Source organism: Arthrobacter sp. T572 (assembly GCF_056780115.1).
In genome coordinates, this window is sequence record NZ_JBRAZQ010000002.1 from 1,324,695 (window position 1) to 1,342,080 (window position 17,386).

The window sequence follows — 17,386 nt, forward strand, 5'->3', positions numbered from 1 at the left end:
GCCCATAAAACAACAGAAGGACGGCAGGAGCATCCTGCCGTCCTTCTGTTGTTCTAGCGGAGTTTGTCGCGGAGGCCCCTGGCCAGTTGGTAGGCGCCATAGCGGAGTTTGTTGACCGGAAGGTCCCACGTGCCGGGGTAGGAGACCTCACGGCCGCCGAAGGACTTCTTGAACGCCGTGAAACCTGCCCATTTGTGGTCGGGTTCGTCCTCTGGCGCCACGCCCCAGAGGTCCACATGCTTGAGGCCCTTCTCCTTGGCATCGGCCATGAGCGTCACCAGCAAGGGGATGCCTGCGCTGAGTTTCCGGTGGGTGTCGTCAAGTGCTGCATGGGCGTAGACGCGGGTATCGGCGGAATCGTAGGCGAAGGCCGCGGCGATCGGTTCGCCGTCCAGTTCGGCAATGAAGAGGGTTCCGGCGCCTGCGGGCAGCAAGGACTGTGCCACGGTGGCCAGGTACTCGTCGCTTTGCGGTTTGAAGCCGTTACGTGCCGCTGTCAGGTGCAGGAAGTGGAGCAGGATGGAAATGTCTGCGGGGTCCTGTGAGGAACGGAACGTCACACCCTTTTTGTGGATGTTCCGGTAGAGGTTCCGGTTGGTCGGCTTCATGCCGGCAAGGACATCCTTGAAGTCGCCGCCAAGGTCAACCACCCAGCTCAACTCGGGCTGCTGGTTGACCGGCGCCGGACGCAGCCCCCGGGCGCGAAGGAGGGGGCCGGCGTCGGACGCTGCGAAACCCGCGTCCACGGGTTCCATGCGGACAAACACGGCATGTTCCTTGCGGGCGAGCTCCACCAAGGCGGCCGTGGCGGCATCAAAGGCCGTCACCGAGGTGGCCACCGGGCCGTAAGGTGCGTAGATCACCTTGCCCGCAGGATTCTTCTCCTCGATGGCGAGGAAGCTCCACCCCGTGCCCGAGCGCTGGTGGACGCGTCGGCCCAGCGAACGCTGCACCTCTGCCCACGCAGGTGTCTGCAGGAAAAACTCCACGCCTACTTCACCAGCCCCGTGGTTACGGCAAAGGCGATGCTGGTCTCTGTGGCGCCTTGAACGGAGTGCACGTTCACGGGGTTCTCCACGTCGGGGATGAAGGCGGCATCACCGCGCTGGAGCCGGAGGTCGCTCTTCGGGGAGTCCAGCACCACGGTGCCGGCAACAACCACGACGACGGCCGGCCCGGACTGTGCCAAAGGCACCGGTTCGGCGCCGGGTTCCAATTCGATGCGCTGCAGCTGGAACTCCTCGAACGGGGGCTGGTACAACTCCTGTCCGAACGGGGTACGGACCGCTTCCACACGGGGAACACCCAGCGATTCGAAACGGACAGTCCTGAGAAGCTCAGGGACGTCCACGTGCTTGGGCGTCAGACCTCCGCGCAGCACGTTGTCGGACGAGGCCATGACTTCCACGCCCATACCCTGGAGGTAGGCATGGACGTTGCCGGCCGGGAGATAGACGGCCTGGCCAGGCTGCAGCGACAGGTGGTTCAACAGGAGCGAGATGAGGACGCCGGGATCACCGGGGAAGGCCTCATTGATGCCGACCATGGCGGTCAGGGCGTCCTCATGCGGTTCCTGCGGGGCGCCTGCCCGGAGCACGGCCTCGATTTCCTGAATGGCCTCGGTGGCTTCCGTGCCGCCCTGAATGAGTCGGGTAAACGCTGCCCGGAGCGCTTCCTCTTCCACGGGCAGGCCAAGGTCGGAGATGACACCCTTGATGATCTCCGGAACATCCAGGGCCGCCGATTCCAGCACCGAAGCCAGATGTTCAAAGATCGCCCTGGAGGCAGCGGGGGACCTGAACCCGCACAGCGCCCGGAACGGGGTCAGGGCAAAAATCATCTCGGGCTTGTGGTTGTCGTCCCGGTAGTTGCGGTGGGCCGCGTCTGCCGCGATGCCCGCTGCGTTCTCCCGGGCGAAGCCTTCCCGCGCCTGCTCCAGGCTGGGATGGACCTGCAGGGACAAAGGTTGGTCAGCGGCCAGGATCTTGGTCAAGAACGGCAGCCTCGGCCCAAAGGCGGCCACGCTCTCCCCGCCCAGGAAATGCGCGGGGTCCTTGGCGATCAGTGCATCCAGCGGCTGGGTGACGCCATTGGGATGGATGGCCGTGGACGGCGAGTCAGGGTGGGCCCCGATCCACAGTTCAGCCTCCGGCCCACCTGATGCCGGCCGCCCCAGCAAGCCGGCGATCGCCGTCGTCGAACCCCAGGCGTAGGGTCGCAAAACATTCTCAATCTGGTACACGAAGGAAAGTCCTTATCGTCGCGCTGAACGTGGGATGGAGCGGCTGCGGGGCCTACAGCGGGGCGCACTGCCCGTTGGTTGCCACGAGGTCGCGGATGCCCTGCTCATCACCCTGGGCCTTGAGGCCATTGAGCAGCTCTTCCGTGATGGGGGTTCCATCGGGCGTGGTGGTGACCGGGGTGAAGTCAGTCGAACCCGGCGACGGCAGCTGTCCGGCAGGCAGGCCTGCAGCGAGGTCGCCACCGGCCATGACAGCGGATGCTCCCGGGGAGCCGTCCGTCACCAGGGAGTCATTCGCCTTCGGCGTGGCTGAGGGGGTGAGCAGTTCCTGCACCCGCGCGTGGATGAGGTCGAAGTCCGGCACGGTGGAGAACGACGCATCGAAGTCCGGCGGCCCGATAGTGAGGCGCTTGACGGGCTGGTTCTTGGACTTCAGGGCGAGGTCCACGAAACTGCCCAGCTGGCCGGAGGAGATGTTGGAGTCCACCACCTTGGTGCCTGCATTGGCAATGTCCTCGAACTTGGTCAGCAACGTGGCCGGATCCAACTGCCTGAGCATGGCTTGCTGCACGCACTGTTGGCGGGCGATGCGGGCGTAGTCATCCACGAATTCACGGGACCGCCCGTACCAGAGCGCCTGGAAACCGTTGAGGTGGACGTCACCGGCGGGGATCCAGCCGTCGGGCATGCCGTGGATGCCGTTGGCCTCGTCGGTCACGGGACCACTGATGGGAACCCAGCCGCCGGCCTTGATGCGGATGCCGCCCATGGCGTCGATCAGCTTGGCGAAACCATCCATGTCCACCAGGACGTAGGCCTGGACAGTGATGCCGAGGGTCCCGGAGACGGCTTCCAGTGTTGCTTGCGCGCCGGGGTCGGCCACGCCCGGGTAGAGGTCCTGGTAGTTGTTGGTGACCTCTGTATTGACGGCGTTGATCAGGCATTCGTTGCCGCAGTTGTAGCCATCCGGGTAGACCTGGCGCATCGGCGAGTCCTCGCTGAACTGCGCGTTCTGCAGGTTGCGGGGCACCGAGATGATGGCGCTCTCGCCGGTTTTGGCGTCAACGCTGATGACGGACAGGCTGTCCGGACGGCGGCCGGTCCTGTCGTCTCCGGCGTCGCCGCCCATCATGAGGAAGTTGTAACGGCCGTCCACGGGATCGATGGCGGGGCCGGCATTGAAGATGCTGCCGATTGCATTGCGACTGACGTTCAGCACATAGGCCAGATAACCCAGTGAACCACTGGCGGCAAGGGTGGCCACCGCGAGGACCACGGCGATGATGGGCCGCATACCGGGGGCCAGGAGGGCGGGCCGGATGATGCGCAAGGTATTCAGGAACAGGAACGCCCAGCCCAGCGCCAAAGCCACCAGGACAACAATGATCACCAGCGACCCCACCGGATGGGTCACGATGCTCAACAGCATGGTCCGGTTTACCGCGGCGATGACCAGGGTCAGGATGCCCAGTGCCCACACGGTCAGGGTGACGCGCAGGGCCGTGCGCCCGAGCTTCCGGTCGCCGGCCACAATCTGGGCGCTGCCGGGAATGAAGAGGGTCAGGAGGACCAGCACGAAGGCGCGCTTGGTCCGTACCGGAGCGCTGGCCCCGGACGGATAGCGGACAGGATCAGTCAGGGCACCGCCGGACTGACTCGGATTCTTGTGCATGGTGGTCATCCGCTGCCTTCCTAGCGGCTGCTCCGGCCCGAGGCGTTGGCAGGGGAGAAGACCTCTTCCACCTTGTTGCGCAGGTTCTCGCCCTTCTTCGTGGCAACGTCGTTCAGCTCCTGGGCGAAGCGCTGCAGGTCTTCCCGGAGGCGGGTGGCGAGCTCATCGGTTCCGGAAGCAAGCATGCGGACAGCCAGCAGGCCGGCGTTGCGTGCTCCGGCAATCGACACCGTGGCCACCGGTACGCCGGCGGGCATCTGGACGATCGACAACAGCGAGTCCATGCCATCGAGGGTCTTCAGCGGAACGGGGACGCCGATCACGGGAAGAGGAGTGACCGATGCCAGCATGCCGGGCAAATGCGCGGCTCCGCCGGCACCGGCGATGATCACGCGCAGGCCGCGCTCATGCGCTGTCTGCCCATACCGGATCATCTCCGTGGGCATGCGGTGCGCGGAGACAACATCTGCTTCGAACGGAATGCCGAACTCGGCCAGGGCGTCGGCCGCGGCTTCCATGACGGGCCAGTCGGAGTCCGAGCCCATGACGAGCCCTACGAGGGGGGCTGGAGCTGCTGACGTCATTCGGTCTCCTCGAGGGTTGTCGATGCCGGTCCGCGGCCGTCGCGGATGATGTTTGCCACGGCGGTTGCGCGTTGGCGGACGGAGTCCGCATCCGATGCTGCGGAGCCAACAAGGTTGACGTGCCCGATCTTGCGTCCCGGGCGCACGGATTTCCCGTAGCAGTGGACCTTGGCTGCAGGTTCGTACGCCAGGGCCAGGGGGAAAGCGCTGAAAAGATCCTGGTTGTCGCCGCCAAGGAAGTTCTTCATGACCGTCACGGGCGCCAACGCGTCCGTGGCTCCCAGGGGCAGGTCCAGGACCGCGCGCAGGTGCTGTTCGAACTGGCTGGTGATGGCACCGTCCTGGGTCCAGTGGCCGGTGTTGTGCGGGCGCATGGCGAGTTCGTTGATCAGGAAGCCTGCGCCGACCCCGGGTGTTTCGAACAGCTCTGCTGCCATGACACCGGTGACGCCGAGCTCGTTGGCGATCCTCAACGCGGCTTCCTCTGCAGCCGCGGCGACCTCCACCGGGATGTTCTGGGCCGGAGCGATGACCTCATCGCAGACACCGTCCACCTGGATGGTGTGCACCACCGGCCAGGCGCGGGACTCGCCACCTGGCGTGCGTGCAACCAGGGCCGAGAGTTCACGGCTGAAGTCCACCTTGGCTTCTGCGAGCAGGGGGCTCATGGACTGGAACCAGTCCGCAGTGCCGGCCGCCTCATCGGCGGAATCTACAATCCTGACGCCCTTGCCGTCGTATCCGCCGCGAGGGGTCTTCAGGACAACGGGCCAGCCGATCTTGTCGCCGAACTCCACAAGGTCTTCCACGGTGCCGACCGCAGACCATTCGGGGTTGGGCAGGCCCAAACGGTCAATCGCTGCCCGCATGACCAGCTTGTCCTGGGCGTTCACCAGGGCATCAGGACCGGGCTGCACGTTGACGCCGGCGTCCAGGAGGGCACGCAAGTGGTCCGTGGGGACGTGCTCGTGGTCGAAAGTCAGGACGTCCACGCCTTTGGCGAACTCCAACAGGGTATCCAGGTCCTTGTAATCTCCGACGGGCGCGGTTGCCACGGCGGGGACGGCTGATACGTCCTCACCCTCGGCAAGTACACGCAGTTCGAAGCCCAAAGCGGTAGCGGGCGGGGCCATCATGCGGGCGAGCTGGCCGCCGCCAACAACGCCGATTACTGGAAAAGTCACAAGGTTCAGCCTACCGAACCGGCGGCTGGATCACTTATTCTGCCGCCCTCCCGGGCAATTTTCTAGGCTGTATTAAATGCCGCCGGGCCTGCTTTCCGGGCGTTCTCCCAGCCTTGTCCCGGGCAACGTTTGGAAATGGGCGCTAAAATGGAGGTGGCCCACTGGCCCATCTTTACAACGGCCTGGAGGGTCATGATCACCACACTTGCAGATCGCATCCGCGGACTTGCCTCGCTTTTTTGGCGTGAGGTAGCCAAGTTCGGCGCCGTGGGCGGTGTTGCCTTTGTCATCGACTCCGCTGTCTTCATCTGGCTTTTTTCCGGGCCGATGCACGGCAGCGAAGTGTGGGCCAAGGCCATTGCCACCATCGTGGCCAGTATTTTCTCGTGGGTGGCCAACCGGTTCTGGACGTTCCGCCACCGCAAGCAGGCCAATGTGGTCCGCGAAGCCGTGCTGTTCGCCATCATGAACTTCGTGGGCCTGCTCATTGCCTCAGGTTGCGTCTGGGTGGCCAAGTACATCCTTGAACTCAACGACAAATTCTCGCTGTTCATCGCAGGCAGCGTGGTCGGCCTGATCCTCGGCACCATCTTCCGTTTCTTCGCCTACCGTTTCTGGGTCTTCAACGAAGAACTGGATGCAGAGCCCGCGTACTCGCACGACCACGAGATCATCGACCTGCACCACAAGCCCCGGACGGGCGCTGTCGATACCGTCGCTGCCGCACCGCACACCGGGGAACTGCCTTCGGTCAAGAACGGCTGACGCGCTCGTTCTCCAGAAGGTGTTCAGTCACCGGAACGTCCGGATGGACCAGCACCACTGACCCGTCCTGTTTCCATGCGCCCAAAGCGGCGGCCAATCCTGCTTCCAGTCCTTCAGAGGCCTTCACCAGCAGTCGTACGCCGGTGTCCTGGGCGGTGGCGAAGCCGTCGAGCAGTTCCTCGTGACGGTGCGCCGCGCCGCTTCGGACGGCTCCGCGCCCGGTTTCCGGCTCGTTATGGGCCATGAACACGTCACCGTGGGAGCGTACTTCCGCTGCGTAGTCCACGACGCCGGCCGGCAGCTCGCCGGGCCAGCGCATGGCCAGTGCCGCCAGTGGAACGGCGACCACCGCGTCGTAGCCGCCTCCGGCACCGCCGTCGGGAGTGTCCGTGACCAATAGGTCCGCAGCGGTATCGTCGAAAACCACCTCCATGCCCAACTGCCAGGCAGCCAGCGCCCAGACGAACGATTTCCAATGCGCGGGCAGGTCCAGCCTCACGGATGTTCCTGGTTCGGCATCGAGTTCGTCCTGCAGCAGGTTGCTGGTTTTTGCCACCCAGTTGTCCAGGACACGTCCGGATAGCTCCACGCGCTCGGAATCCGGTCCGTACCAGGTCAGCCGTGGTGACGTTGAATGTCCGGAACGAAGGGCGGTCATCAGGTCTGCTGCCGGGATGCTCATGGGTCCATCTTGGCACGGAGCGGCTGGCCGGGACCCGCGCTCCTGTGAGATGCCGCACATAAGGTTCCGACGTGAAGGCCTGCGGACAGGGTAGTGAACGTCCACAGCGCCGGAAATTCAGCGAATGTTCAGCCAAGTGGCGTAAGGCTTCCGTTTTTCGCAGCGACGCGCCCGGCGGCACGCCGAAAATTGTTGGGCGTGGCGCATCCCACGTTTCTACAAAACCTTGATTATTATCCCGGCGCGGCTTGACTGGCGGGTAGTTACACACGTGTAATTAGTAATCAACGCCGCTGCATAGAGGACCGGAACACCGCCGGGAATCTGAAAGACATTCAGGCAGCAGCTGCAAACTCAGGAGGGACGCCATGGGGCAAGCGTTGCGTATCCAGGAAGATGCAGTCGTCGCAGAACACGCGTCGGTCAAGTACCGATCGCGGGAGGTGCCGGGGGATTGGTATGTGGACCCGGCGGATCCGGAAGCGGCAGAAAAATACAACCAGAACGTGCAGCAGTCGCTGGAGGACCAGGCAACTGCCCTTCTGGCCGCACATGAGGCTTTGATCGGGGATTTGCCCGATGGCGGTGACGAGGATCTCGACGATCCTCCCATGGAGCTGCACCGGCCGCTCGAAAACCCGGGGCAGCCGGTTTGGATCGGCCTCCCCACGCAGGACGGCTTCGATGACGAAGGCGAGCTGGGATGGCAGACCGACGCACTGTGTGCCCAGACTGATCCGGAGGCTTTCTTCCCGGAGAAGGGCGGTTCCACGAGGGACGCCAAGAAGGTCTGCGGGGCATGCAACGTCCGGTCGCAGTGCCTTGAGTATGCTCTCGCGAACGATGAGCGGTTCGGTATTTGGGGCGGCCTCTCTGAGCGTGAGCGCCGCCGGCTGAGGAAGCGAGCGGTCTGATTCTTAAGGAAGTACACGTCACCGCCGTTGTGGTTGCGCACAACGGCGGCGACTATCTCCCCAGGACCTTGGCGGCTCTGTCGAACCAGACGCGTTCGGCAGATGCCGCCATTGGCGTTGATACAGGATCCTCCGACAACTCCCCGGAACTGCTCCGTGAAGCGCTGGGCGCCGGCAGCGTCACTGTCTTCGCGCATCCCAAAACCGGGTTCGGCGCCGCAGTCCAGGCCGGGCTGCGGGAGTTGGCGCCCGCAGGCGGTCCGCGCCCGGAGACCGTGGAATGGATCTGGCTGCTTCACGACGACGCCGCACCGGCGCCCGACGCTTTGGCCGAACTGCTGCACGCCGTGGAGCGCACCACATCCGTCACTGTGGCCGGTTGCAAGCAGCTTGGCTGGGACAACGAGCGCCACCTGGTGGACGTTGGCTTGTCCACCAGCCGATGGGCTGAACGGCTCACCCTGATTGATGCCGACGAGGTCGACCAAGGGCAGTATGACGCCCGTACGGACACCTTCGCCGTGAACTCGGCCGGTATGCTGGTGCGCCGCGATGTCTGGGAGCACCTGCAGGGGTTCGACCCGGCCTTGCCCGGCAGCGGTGACGACGTCGATTTCTGCTGGCGCAACTGGCTTGCCGGCAACCGTGTTGTGGTGGTTCCCAACGCACGGATGTTCCATGTGGAGAACCGGCCGCACGGGCTGGGCACCCCATCGGCCGCCCGTAAAGCCCAGATCCATATGCGGCTCAAGCACACGCAGTGGTGGAAGGTCCCGTTCCAAGGTGTCGGAGCCGCGCTCGGTGCTTTGATCCGGTTGCTGCTCAGCATCCTCGTCAAGGAACCCGGTTACGGTTTCTCGCAATTCACAGCCACCATCGCAGCTTTGTCGCGTCCCGCGGCCATCGCCCGTGGCCGGCGTACGGCCGCACGTACCCGTGCGGTTCCGCGTTCCCAGGTCCGTGGGCTGCAGAAGCCGTCCCGGGAGGTTCGGGCGAACCGCCGGTCCTTGTTGGAAGCCATCCGTCCCGGCGAGGACAGCCCGGCCGTCACGGACCTCTTGGCGCCGGAACCCAGTGGCGACGCCGCAGACGATTTCGCGGCGCTGGCAACCAACGAACGCGGATGGGTGGGAACCGGCGCGGTAACGGCGGCCGTGATCGCCCTCGCCGCAGCCTTGGTGGGATTCCTGGGCCTCCTGCGCTCCCAGGCCGCTGCCGGCGGTGCCCTCCTTCCCGTGTCAGCTGCTCCGGGTGACATCTGGGCCAACGCGTCTACCTGGTGGATCCCCCTGGGTGCAGGACTTCCCGGTCACGGTGATCCCTTCGGCTACGTCCTGTGGGTCCTGTCGATTCTTGGTGCTGGAGACGGCAACGCCGCCATCATCTGGCTCCTTGTCCTGGCCATGCCGCTCTCAGCCGTGGCGGCGTGGTTTGCCGCCGGGGCCCTGACCACCAAACGCCGCTACCGGACTGTCGCTGCACTTGTCTGGGCGGGCGCACCTGCCCTGCTGGCGGCCCTCAATGAAGGCCGCCTTGGTGCGCTGATCGCCCACCTTCTCATGCCGCTGCTGCTGCTGGCGCTGATGCGTGCCTCCGGCTCGGGGATAGTGCAGCCGAGGTCGGCAGCGACGTCCGGCGTCACGGACGCTCGCCGGCCCCAGCCGCTCCGGGGCAAGCCGGGAGTGAATGGAACACCGTCATGGACTGCTGCCGCTGCTGCTGGCCTGGCCATGGCCGCCATCACGGCATCCGCTCCGTCCTTGCTGGGCCCGATCACGGTAGCGATTGTGCTGGCAGCCGTGGTCCTCGGCCACCGCGGCAGGACACTGTGGTGGTCCCTCCTTCCCAGCCTCGCGTTGTTTGTTCCTTATGTTGTGTCCGTGCTGGACCGACCGCGGTCCCTGCTTGCAGATCCAGGTCTTCCGCTCACCTTCGAGGCCGCTCCGCTGTGGCAGCAGGTCTTGGGCCAGCCTCTGGCATTTGAGTCCGACGGCGGCCTGACCGGCTTGGGTGCCTTGGGACCCGGCGCTGTGCCATGGGCGCTGATCCTTGCGATCCTGGTTGGTGCGCCGGTGGTCCTGCTCGCTGTGGCTGCATTGTTCGTTCCGGGCAAGCGGGCCCCGCTGGTCAGGGTGTTCTGGCTCGTGGCCCTGGGCACCCTGGCCAGCAACTGGCTGGTCGGCCACGTTGCCACCGGGGTCAACAACGATGTCATTGTGGGACCCTTTACGGGCCCGGCAGTCTCTGTGGCCATGATGATGTTCCTGGGGGCCGCCCTCCTCGGGGCAGAGAAGATCTTTGCCGGTGCTGCGGGAAGGAACACTGACGGCGCTCGTTGGCGCTTGCCTCTGCGGCGTACGGCCTCCGGAGCGGTGGTCATGGTCCTTATAGCGGGACCGCTCGCGGCGATGACCGCATGGGCGGGCAATAACATTGCCGAGCGCCCGGTCACCGGCTCCCAGCCAGCCGCGCAAGGGGGAGCTTCCGATAACCCGGATGCGCCGCCGGGATCCCTCGGCGCGGCCCGCTTGGTGTGGCCGGTGGAGAGCAGCACCCTGCCTGCCACCGCCGTCGACCGCGGGACGGGGCCGGAGCGGACGCGGACCCTGGTGATCACCAGTGGTGAGCAGGGAGCATACACCTCCTCGCTGATGCGGGACGCGGGAACCACACTGGACACCTTGTCCACCATTGCATCTGCCCGGACGATCATGGGCGCTCCGGGCCGTGAGGAAATCACCACCGACGACGCCGCGACCTCCTCCATGCGACGCGCCGTTGCCACGATCGTGGCGAGCAGCGACGTCGATCCCCGTGCCGACCTGGAACAGCTGGGCGTCGGCTTCGTGGTGCTCAAGGCAGCCGACAACGCAGCACAGCTCACCGCGAGCAGGATCGACGCCGTCCCTGGCCTGGTGGCCGTCGGCCAGACGAATGCGGGCTGGCTGTGGCGGGTCACACCGCGCGGGGAGTCATCAGGTGCAGCCGCGGACACCGCGTACCGCGCCAGGATCGTGGATGCGGAGGGTGCTGTCATCGGAACGCTCCCCTCGGAGGAGATTACGGTGGAAGCCGACCTTGCTCCCGGCGCGGAAGGCCGGCGGGTGGTCTTGGCTGAGCGGGCAGACCCGGGCTGGACCGCGACCCTGGATGGCCGCGGGCTGAAGCCGGCAACAGTGGGCTGGTCGCAGGCTTTTGAACTTCCCGCAGGAGGCGGAGAGTTGGAAATCCGGTACACGAGTCCCTGGGCGCCGTGGCTGGAAATCCTGCAGGCCGCCGTCTTCGGACTCACCGCGTTGCTGGCCGTACCCATGCCGGCGCGCCGTTCCCGAACGGGCATGTCGAGGGATGAAGTGTCCCTCCGTAAGGAGTACAGCAGTGTCTGACGCCCCCCGGAAGACGGTCGGCCAAACCCCCACGCCGGATGACGGGCGGCCCGTAAAGGCCGCCCGGCCCGAAGACGCCCGGCAAAAGCGCGCCCGCGGTTCCAGCGAAACCCGGCCGGAGTCCCGGAACGGCAGCAGAAGCGGCCGCGGCTCCCGAACGGGAGTGGTGACAGGCGTGTTGTCCGCAGTAGTGATCCTTGCTGCCGGGGGTGGTGCGGTGGCCGCCGCCACCATGATTCCCCAGCCTTCCGGTGGCACCGCCACGGACATCAGGCAAGCCGATGTCCCGGCTGGCCGCTCGCTGGGGGTCTGCCCGGAACCGGCACGCCTGGTCAGCGGAACCGTGGTGGGCACGGACGCCGATTTCAGCCCTGTCTCCACCACGGCAACCAGTGCACTCAATGCCGTAGTGCTCAGCAACCCCGTCGGTACAGTCCCGGGTACCAAGGTGACGTCGCTTGCCGGAGACCAGGTTGCCGAGATCGCCAAGGCACCCACCAGCACTCCTTCGCCTACGGCCGGCCCTCCGGTCCTTGCTGCCGGTACGGCGTCCATCAGCCCTGTCACGGCCCCGGCCGTGGTGGGTGCGGACCCCATCGGCAACGAGCAGGCGTCCCTCGCGGCCAATCTCAGCTACTCCGCTACAGACGGTGACTTGCGCGGGTCGGCAGTTGCCCCGTGCCAGCAGCCCGGGAATGACTCGTGGCTGCTCGGAGCGAACACTTCCCTGGGCCGCACGGCCGTCCTGAACGTCAGCAACGCGTCCGAAACCCCGGCCACAGTCAGCCTGGACCTCTTCGGGTACCAGGGACAGATCCAGGCGCCCGGGGCGAGGGGCCTCCTCGTAGCCCCGGGCACCACGCGCTCGGTGAACCTCGCCGGACTCGCCCCGGGCGAGGCCCAACTGGCCGTTCGCGTGCGCAGCACCGGTGGACCGGTAGCTGCCACGGTCCAGCAGAGCGTCCTGCGGGGCCTGGTTCCGGGCGGGGTTGAATTTCTGGCACCGGGAAACGGGCCCGCCAATCTCCAGGTGATGGCCGGCGTCGACATCCAGGACCCGGCAGCGCTGAAGGCGCTCAGCGGGAAGGCCGGATTCCCGGACGCCGTGCCCGCGCTCCAGATTGCCGTGCCGGGAACGGCTGACGCTGTAGTGCAGGTCCGGTTGTATGGAGCCAACGGCGAACGCAAGCTCCCCAGTGGGGGAGTTGTGACGGTGAAGGGCGGAACGGTGGCTACCCTCAACCTCGATGGCGTCCCGGCCGGAAGCTACACGGTGGCGGCGAGTTCGGATGTTTCCTTCGTGGCCTCCACCAGGGTCGCCCGCGGCTCCAACGCTGAGGAGGCTACGGACTTCGCATGGTCGCCGTCGTCCTCGCGGCTCGGCAGCCAGCACCTGGTGGCCGTGCCCCGGGACGGCCAGCGCTTCCTGGCTTTCGGAGTGCCCGAAGGCCGCGCAACCGTGAGCTACGCACCCGTGACGGACGACGGTGCAGTAGGCAAGGCAGTCGATGTGGACATCTCGGGCGGTACGACGTCCATGATCGAGTTGCCGGCGAAATCCGGTGAAGCTGTTGTCGCCGGGTATGTGGTCTCCGCCTCGGGCGACCCTGTGTACGGGGCGCTTTTCCTGGGCAAGCAAGGACGCAACGACGTTTCGGTGGTGGCTATCCAGGATGCCGCCGCAGGACTGGAGAAGGTCCCGGTGTCGGTGGGCTACTGAGCCTGCGGGCCGGCTGTTCCGCCGTTGTTATTGATAACGACGGCGGTACACAGGGTCCAGCGTTTCCGGCGGTACCCCGAGCATCTCGGCTGTGTACTCCACCACGACGTCGTGGACCAGGTCCTGCAGCTCGTCGCGGGTTCCGGCCGTTTGCTCAACCACGCGGCGGTACACCGTGATCATGGGGGGCTCTCCGCGGCCTCCCGGCGTGTAGGCGCCCATCGGGGCCGCAGTTCCTGCTGAAACGAGCTGCTCGAGGTTGGGCGGAATCTCATCAACGGCGAACAATACGCCGTCCAACTGCTTGCCCCACATGTCCTGGAGGCGCTCGGCGGAGTCCAGGACCATGTCATCAAAGCGCTCGGCCCGTGTCCGGAAACCCGGAAGGCTCGGAAGCATCAGTTCTCCCCGCAATCCCCGGCCGTGACGGTTCCGCCGGCGCCGGCGGAAACCCCGGGCCTCGGAGCGAACGAGTCCCTCTGCCTGATCGCCATTGGCGTTAGCCCACCGGACCTGGAAGCCGGGAACATGTGGCTGTGACTGCATATATCGACTTTAGTCCGGCGAATCGCCCAACGCGACACCATGGGTACTGCCGCGCCGTAGCGGCCAACGCCTGCGTCATGACACCGCGTCGCAGGGGGCCAATGCACGGTTCCGGTGCCCGATGGCGCTAATCTGGGATGTTGTGGGTGCTATTCGCCAGTGTTCAAGGTCAGCCTGCCGCCAGTCCGCGGTGGCAACTCTGACGTACGTGTATGCCGATTCCACGGCCGTTCTGGGACCCCTGGCCACCTACGCCGAGCCCCATGCCTATGACCTGTGCGCCCAGCACGCAGAAACACTGACCGTACCCAGGGGCTGGGAAGTCCTCCGGCTTGCCATGCCCGGGACGCCACCCCAACCAGGACCCGACGACTTGCTGGCCTTGGCCAACGCCGTCCGGGAAGCCGCATCGTCGGCGCCCGAAACGCCCATCCGCACCAGCCAACCGCCTGTTGAAGCGCCAGTGGCTGAAGGAACCCGCCGGGGCCACCTCCGCATCCTGCGCGAGCCGTCCTGACCTGCATGTATTACATCGCCGGCTCCGTGCGGCGTGATGGTGCGCGGTAGGCTGGAATCTGCAGATATATCCGCCAGCGGCGCACAGCGGCGCCACCCAGGGAGCATCATCCATGCCTAAGGTCAGTCCTGAACTCTTGTCCATCCTGCGCTGCCCCGTGACGGGTTCGCCGCTGGTCCAGGAGGGCGAGGAACTCGTGTCCACCACCGCCGCCAAGGATGGCAAGCCGGTCCGCTACGGAATCGAAGACGGAATTCCCCTGCTCCTGCCGCCGGAACTGCGCGCCGCGGCTGACGCTGCATCCGGCCCGCACGCCTGACTTTCCTCCACCAAAACCACACGGTACCCCCTAAGGACTTCCATGACTTTCGACTACAAAGTGGCCGACATCAACCTTGCCGAGGCAGGCCGCCACCAGATCCGCCTCGCGGAGCATGAGATGCCCGGCTTGATGTCCCTGCGGGAGGAATTCGGCCCTTCGCAGCCGCTCGCGGGGGCACGCATCGCCGGTTCACTGCACATGACCGTGCAGACCGCGGTGCTGATTGAGACCCTCACGGCTTTGGGTGCCGAGGTCCGCTGGGCTTCCTGCAACATCTTCTCCACGCAGGACGAGGCCGCTGCCGCCGTCGTTGTTGGGAAGGGCACCCCCGCGGACCCGCAGGGTGTTCCCGTGTTCGCCTGGAAGGGCGAAACCCTGGAGGAATACTGGTGGACGGCCGAGCAGATCCTCACGTGGCCGGGCGCGGACAGCAACCCGGAACTGGGTCCCAACATGATCCTCGACGACGGTGGAGACGCGACGCTCCTGCTGCACAAGGGCGTGGAGTTCGAGGCTGCCGGTGCCGTTCCAGCCGCCACGGAGGATGACCCCGAGGAATACGCCATCATCCTGGACGTTCTGCGCCGGACCCTCGCCGAAGATCCGCAGAAGTGGACCCGGACGGCGGCAAAAATCCAGGGCGTCACCGAGGAAACCACCACGGGTGTCCACCGGCTTTACCAGTTGGCTGAGCAGGGCAGGCTGCTGTTCCCGGCCATCAATGTCAACGACTCCGTGACCAAGAGCAAGTTCGACAACAAGTATGGAATCCGCCACTCTTTGCCGGACGGCATCAACCGTGCCACCGATGTCCTCATGGGCGGCAAGGTCGCCGTCGTGTGTGGCTATGGCGACGTCGGCAAGGGCGCCGCGGAAGCGCTGCGGGGCCAGGGTTCCCGCGTGGTGGTCACTGAGATCGACCCCATCTGCGCATTGCAGGCCGCGATGGACGGCTACCAGGTTGCCAGGCTTGAATCCGTCCTGGCCCAGGGCGACATCTTCATCACCACCACCGGCAACAAGGACGTCATCCTGGCCGAGCACATGGTGGGCATGAAGAACAAGGCGATCGTGGGCAACATCGGCCACTTCGACAACGAGATCGACATTGCCGGCCTGGCGAAGGTTCCCGGCGTGAAGAAGGTCGAGATCAAGCCGCAGGTCCACGAATGGGTCTTCGACTCCGGGTCTGACAACGAACGCTCGATCATCGTCCTGTCCGAAGGTCGACTGCTGAACCTGGGCAACGCCACGGGCCACCCGTCCTTCGTGATGAGCAACTCGTTTGCAAACCAGACCATCGCGCAGATCGAACTCTGGACCAAGAAGGACCAGCCGGCCGGCGAACGTGAGTACGAAAAGCAGGTGTACGTCCTCCCCAAGATCCTGGACGAGAAGGTCGCACGCCTCCACCTTGCCGCGCTGGGCGTCGAGTTGACCGAGCTGAGCAAGGAACAGGCTGAGTACCTGGACCTGGACGTTGCAGGCCCGTACAAGCCGGAGCACTACCGCTACTAATAGCCTGAAACACCCGAAGGGCCGGACACGCTGACCAGGCGTTGCCGGCCTTTCGGCTAGAATTGGATGTTCAGTATTGCTTGCCGGGGGACAGGAAGACGGAAACCATGACGGAAGTCGCCAAGCGCAAAACGGGCAGGATCCTCGCGATCGTGGGGATCTGCGCTGCCATAGCCGCAGGCGGTGTCGGCGTTGCCACCATCCCGGGTCTGCTGCCGGGGTCCGGAACCAACAGCGCCACCACCGCGCCGCCGACCCCCACGCCGGAGGCCAAGCCCGTTGAACTGGGTGTTACGCCCTTGGACGGAGCCGTCGAATGGAATCCAGTGGTCGGCCCGCAGATCAAGGCCGTCAACGGCAAGATCAAGGATGTCGTCCTGGCCCCTGTGGGCGGCGGGGAACCGGTCAAGGGCACCACGGGTCCTGACGGCACCACCTGGACCACCCAGGAGGTTTTGCAGTTCAAAACCCAATACAGCTACTCCTTTACTGTGGTGGATACCGCAGGCAAGGAAACCAGGAAGACCCAGACCTTCACCACGGTATCTGCCGCGTACGAGGCAGATGCTTCGATCTACCCGCGCAATGGTGCCGTGGCCGGGACCGGGCAGCCCATTGAAATCAACTTCAGTGAACCTGTGCTGGACAAGGCGGCCATGGAGAAGCGGGTAGGCATCACCGTTTCCTCCGGCCAGCCGGTGGCGTGGCACTGGTACTCGGACAAGAAGGTGCGGATCCGTCCTGAGGCCTTCTGGGCGGCGGGAACCACGGTCACTGTGGACATGAAACTGCTGGGCGTGGACTTCGGCAACGGCATGATCGGAAACGGAGACGTCACCTCCACCTTCACCACCGGGCCGCAGCGCATTGCCGTAGTGGACGACAAGACCAAGACCATGAACGTCTACATCGACGGGCAGTTGGCGCATACGGCTCCGGTTTCCCTGGGCGGCGAGGACTGGTTGTCGCCTACCGGGTACGCCGTCATCATGGAACAGGAGCGGCATTCCAACTTCAATGCCGGGACCATCGGCCTGAAGCCCGGAGACAAAGGGTACTACCCGCCGTTGGTGGTGGAGTACGCCAACCGCCTCACCTGGTCCGGGGTCTACGTCCACCAGGCACTCGAAGCTGCATGGAGTTCCATCGGCGTGGCCAACGTCTCGCACGGCTGTGTGGGCCTGCTGCCCAAGGACGCCGCGTGGTTCTTCAACAATATGAAGACCGGCGATGTGGTGCAGATCCTCAATACGGGAGCCCCCGCGGTTGAGCCGCTGGAGGGCTTCGGGGACTGGAACATTCCTTGGGCCTCCTACGCCCAGAGGTAAGCCGCT

The 17,386-nt window shown here is 65.4% G+C and carries 15 protein-coding genes; 8 read left to right on the forward strand and 7 right to left on the reverse strand.

The annotated features are described in order from the left end of the window. Positions 1 to 53 precede the first annotated feature (53 nt). From ACUYMZ_RS07360 to ACUYMZ_RS07380, 5 genes are read right to left on the reverse strand one after another with little or no spacing between them, the layout of a single operon-like run. Entirely contained in the window at positions 54 to 989 is a 936-nt protein-coding gene (locus ACUYMZ_RS07360) for a lipid II:glycine glycyltransferase FemX (RefSeq protein WP_481602597.1), read from the reverse strand. A gap of 2 nt (positions 990 to 991) precedes the next feature. Then, entirely contained in the window at positions 992 to 2,242 is a 1,251-nt protein-coding gene (manA, locus tag ACUYMZ_RS07365; protein ID WP_481602598.1) for a mannose-6-phosphate isomerase, class I, read from the reverse strand. Positions 2,243 to 2,294: 52 nt separating this feature from the next. After that, positions 2,295 to 3,923, reverse strand: a complete 1,629-nt coding sequence (locus ACUYMZ_RS07370) for an LCP family protein (protein ID WP_481602599.1) — start codon at positions 3,921 to 3,923, stop codon at positions 2,295 to 2,297. Positions 3,924 to 3,934: 11 nt separating this feature from the next. Continuing rightward, complete coding sequence (gene purE, locus ACUYMZ_RS07375) at positions 3,935 to 4,498, reverse strand: 5-(carboxyamino)imidazole ribonucleotide mutase (protein WP_426006514.1); 564 nt, start codon at positions 4,496 to 4,498, stop codon at positions 3,935 to 3,937. Continuing rightward, positions 4,495 to 5,634 carry a 5-(carboxyamino)imidazole ribonucleotide synthase gene (locus ACUYMZ_RS07380; RefSeq protein WP_426007504.1) on the reverse strand — a complete coding sequence of 380 codons (1,140 nt, stop codon included), beginning with the start codon at positions 5,632 to 5,634 and terminating at the stop codon, positions 4,495 to 4,497. Before ACUYMZ_RS07380 ends, purE begins: the two co-directional genes overlap by 4 nt. A 240-nt stretch (positions 5,635 to 5,874) precedes the next feature. Between ACUYMZ_RS07380 and ACUYMZ_RS07385 the strand changes: the two genes are divergently transcribed. Beyond that, entirely contained in the window at positions 5,875 to 6,447 is a 573-nt protein-coding gene (locus ACUYMZ_RS07385; protein WP_442423489.1) for a GtrA family protein, read from the forward strand. On the opposite strand, the gene ACUYMZ_RS07390 is transcribed toward ACUYMZ_RS07385, so the two are convergent. Then, complete coding sequence (locus ACUYMZ_RS07390) at positions 6,434 to 7,129, reverse strand: TIGR03089 family protein (RefSeq protein ID WP_481602600.1); 696 nt, start codon at positions 7,127 to 7,129, stop codon at positions 6,434 to 6,436. The two genes, ACUYMZ_RS07385 and ACUYMZ_RS07390, sit on opposite strands and share 14 nt — an antisense overlap. A 368-nt stretch (positions 7,130 to 7,497) precedes the next feature. Between ACUYMZ_RS07390 and ACUYMZ_RS07395 the strand changes: the two genes are divergently transcribed. The 3 genes from ACUYMZ_RS07395 to ACUYMZ_RS07405 are packed head-to-tail and all read left to right on the forward strand — an operon-like array spanning position 7,498 to position 13,149. Continuing rightward, entirely contained in the window at positions 7,498 to 8,043 is a 546-nt protein-coding gene (locus ACUYMZ_RS07395) for a WhiB family transcriptional regulator (RefSeq protein WP_426006520.1), read from the forward strand. 29 nt (positions 8,044 to 8,072) lie between these two features. Beyond that, positions 8,073 to 11,429, forward strand: coding sequence for a glycosyltransferase family 2 protein (locus tag ACUYMZ_RS07400; protein ID WP_481602601.1), 3,357 nt, complete (start codon positions 8,073 to 8,075; stop codon positions 11,427 to 11,429). Then, entirely contained in the window at positions 11,392 to 13,149 is a 1,758-nt protein-coding gene (locus ACUYMZ_RS07405; protein ID WP_481602602.1) for a DUF5719 family protein, read from the forward strand. Before ACUYMZ_RS07400 ends, ACUYMZ_RS07405 begins: the two co-directional genes overlap by 38 nt. A gap of 27 nt (positions 13,150 to 13,176) precedes the next feature. Here the strand turns inward: ACUYMZ_RS07405 and ACUYMZ_RS07410 are convergent, their stop codons facing one another. Then, positions 13,177 to 13,695 (reverse strand): metallopeptidase family protein, encoded by a 519-nt coding sequence (locus ACUYMZ_RS07410; RefSeq protein WP_481602603.1) that lies wholly within the window; start codon positions 13,693 to 13,695, stop codon positions 13,177 to 13,179. Positions 13,696 to 13,816: 121 nt separating this feature from the next. Between ACUYMZ_RS07410 and ACUYMZ_RS07415 the strand changes: the two genes are divergently transcribed. The 4 genes from ACUYMZ_RS07415 to ACUYMZ_RS07430 all read left to right on the forward strand — a co-directional run bounded on the left by ACUYMZ_RS07415 (position 13,817) and on the right by ACUYMZ_RS07430 (position 17,380). Next, entirely contained in the window at positions 13,817 to 14,212 is a 396-nt protein-coding gene (locus ACUYMZ_RS07415) for a DUF3499 domain-containing protein (protein ID WP_481602604.1), read from the forward strand. Positions 14,213 to 14,324: 112 nt separating this feature from the next. Then, positions 14,325 to 14,531, forward strand: coding sequence for a Trm112 family protein (locus tag ACUYMZ_RS07420; RefSeq protein ID WP_426006529.1), 207 nt, complete (start codon positions 14,325 to 14,327; stop codon positions 14,529 to 14,531). Positions 14,532 to 14,573: 42 nt separating this feature from the next. Next, positions 14,574 to 16,052 carry an adenosylhomocysteinase gene (ahcY, locus tag ACUYMZ_RS07425; RefSeq protein ID WP_481602605.1) on the forward strand — a complete coding sequence of 493 codons (1,479 nt, stop codon included), beginning with the start codon at positions 14,574 to 14,576 and terminating at the stop codon, positions 16,050 to 16,052. 107 nt (positions 16,053 to 16,159) lie between these two features. Continuing rightward, the gene (locus ACUYMZ_RS07430; RefSeq protein ID WP_481602606.1) at positions 16,160 to 17,380 is read left to right on the forward strand and encodes a L,D-transpeptidase; all 1,221 of its coding nucleotides are present in this window, start codon (positions 16,160 to 16,162) and stop codon (positions 17,378 to 17,380) included. Positions 17,381 to 17,386 lie beyond the last annotated feature (6 nt).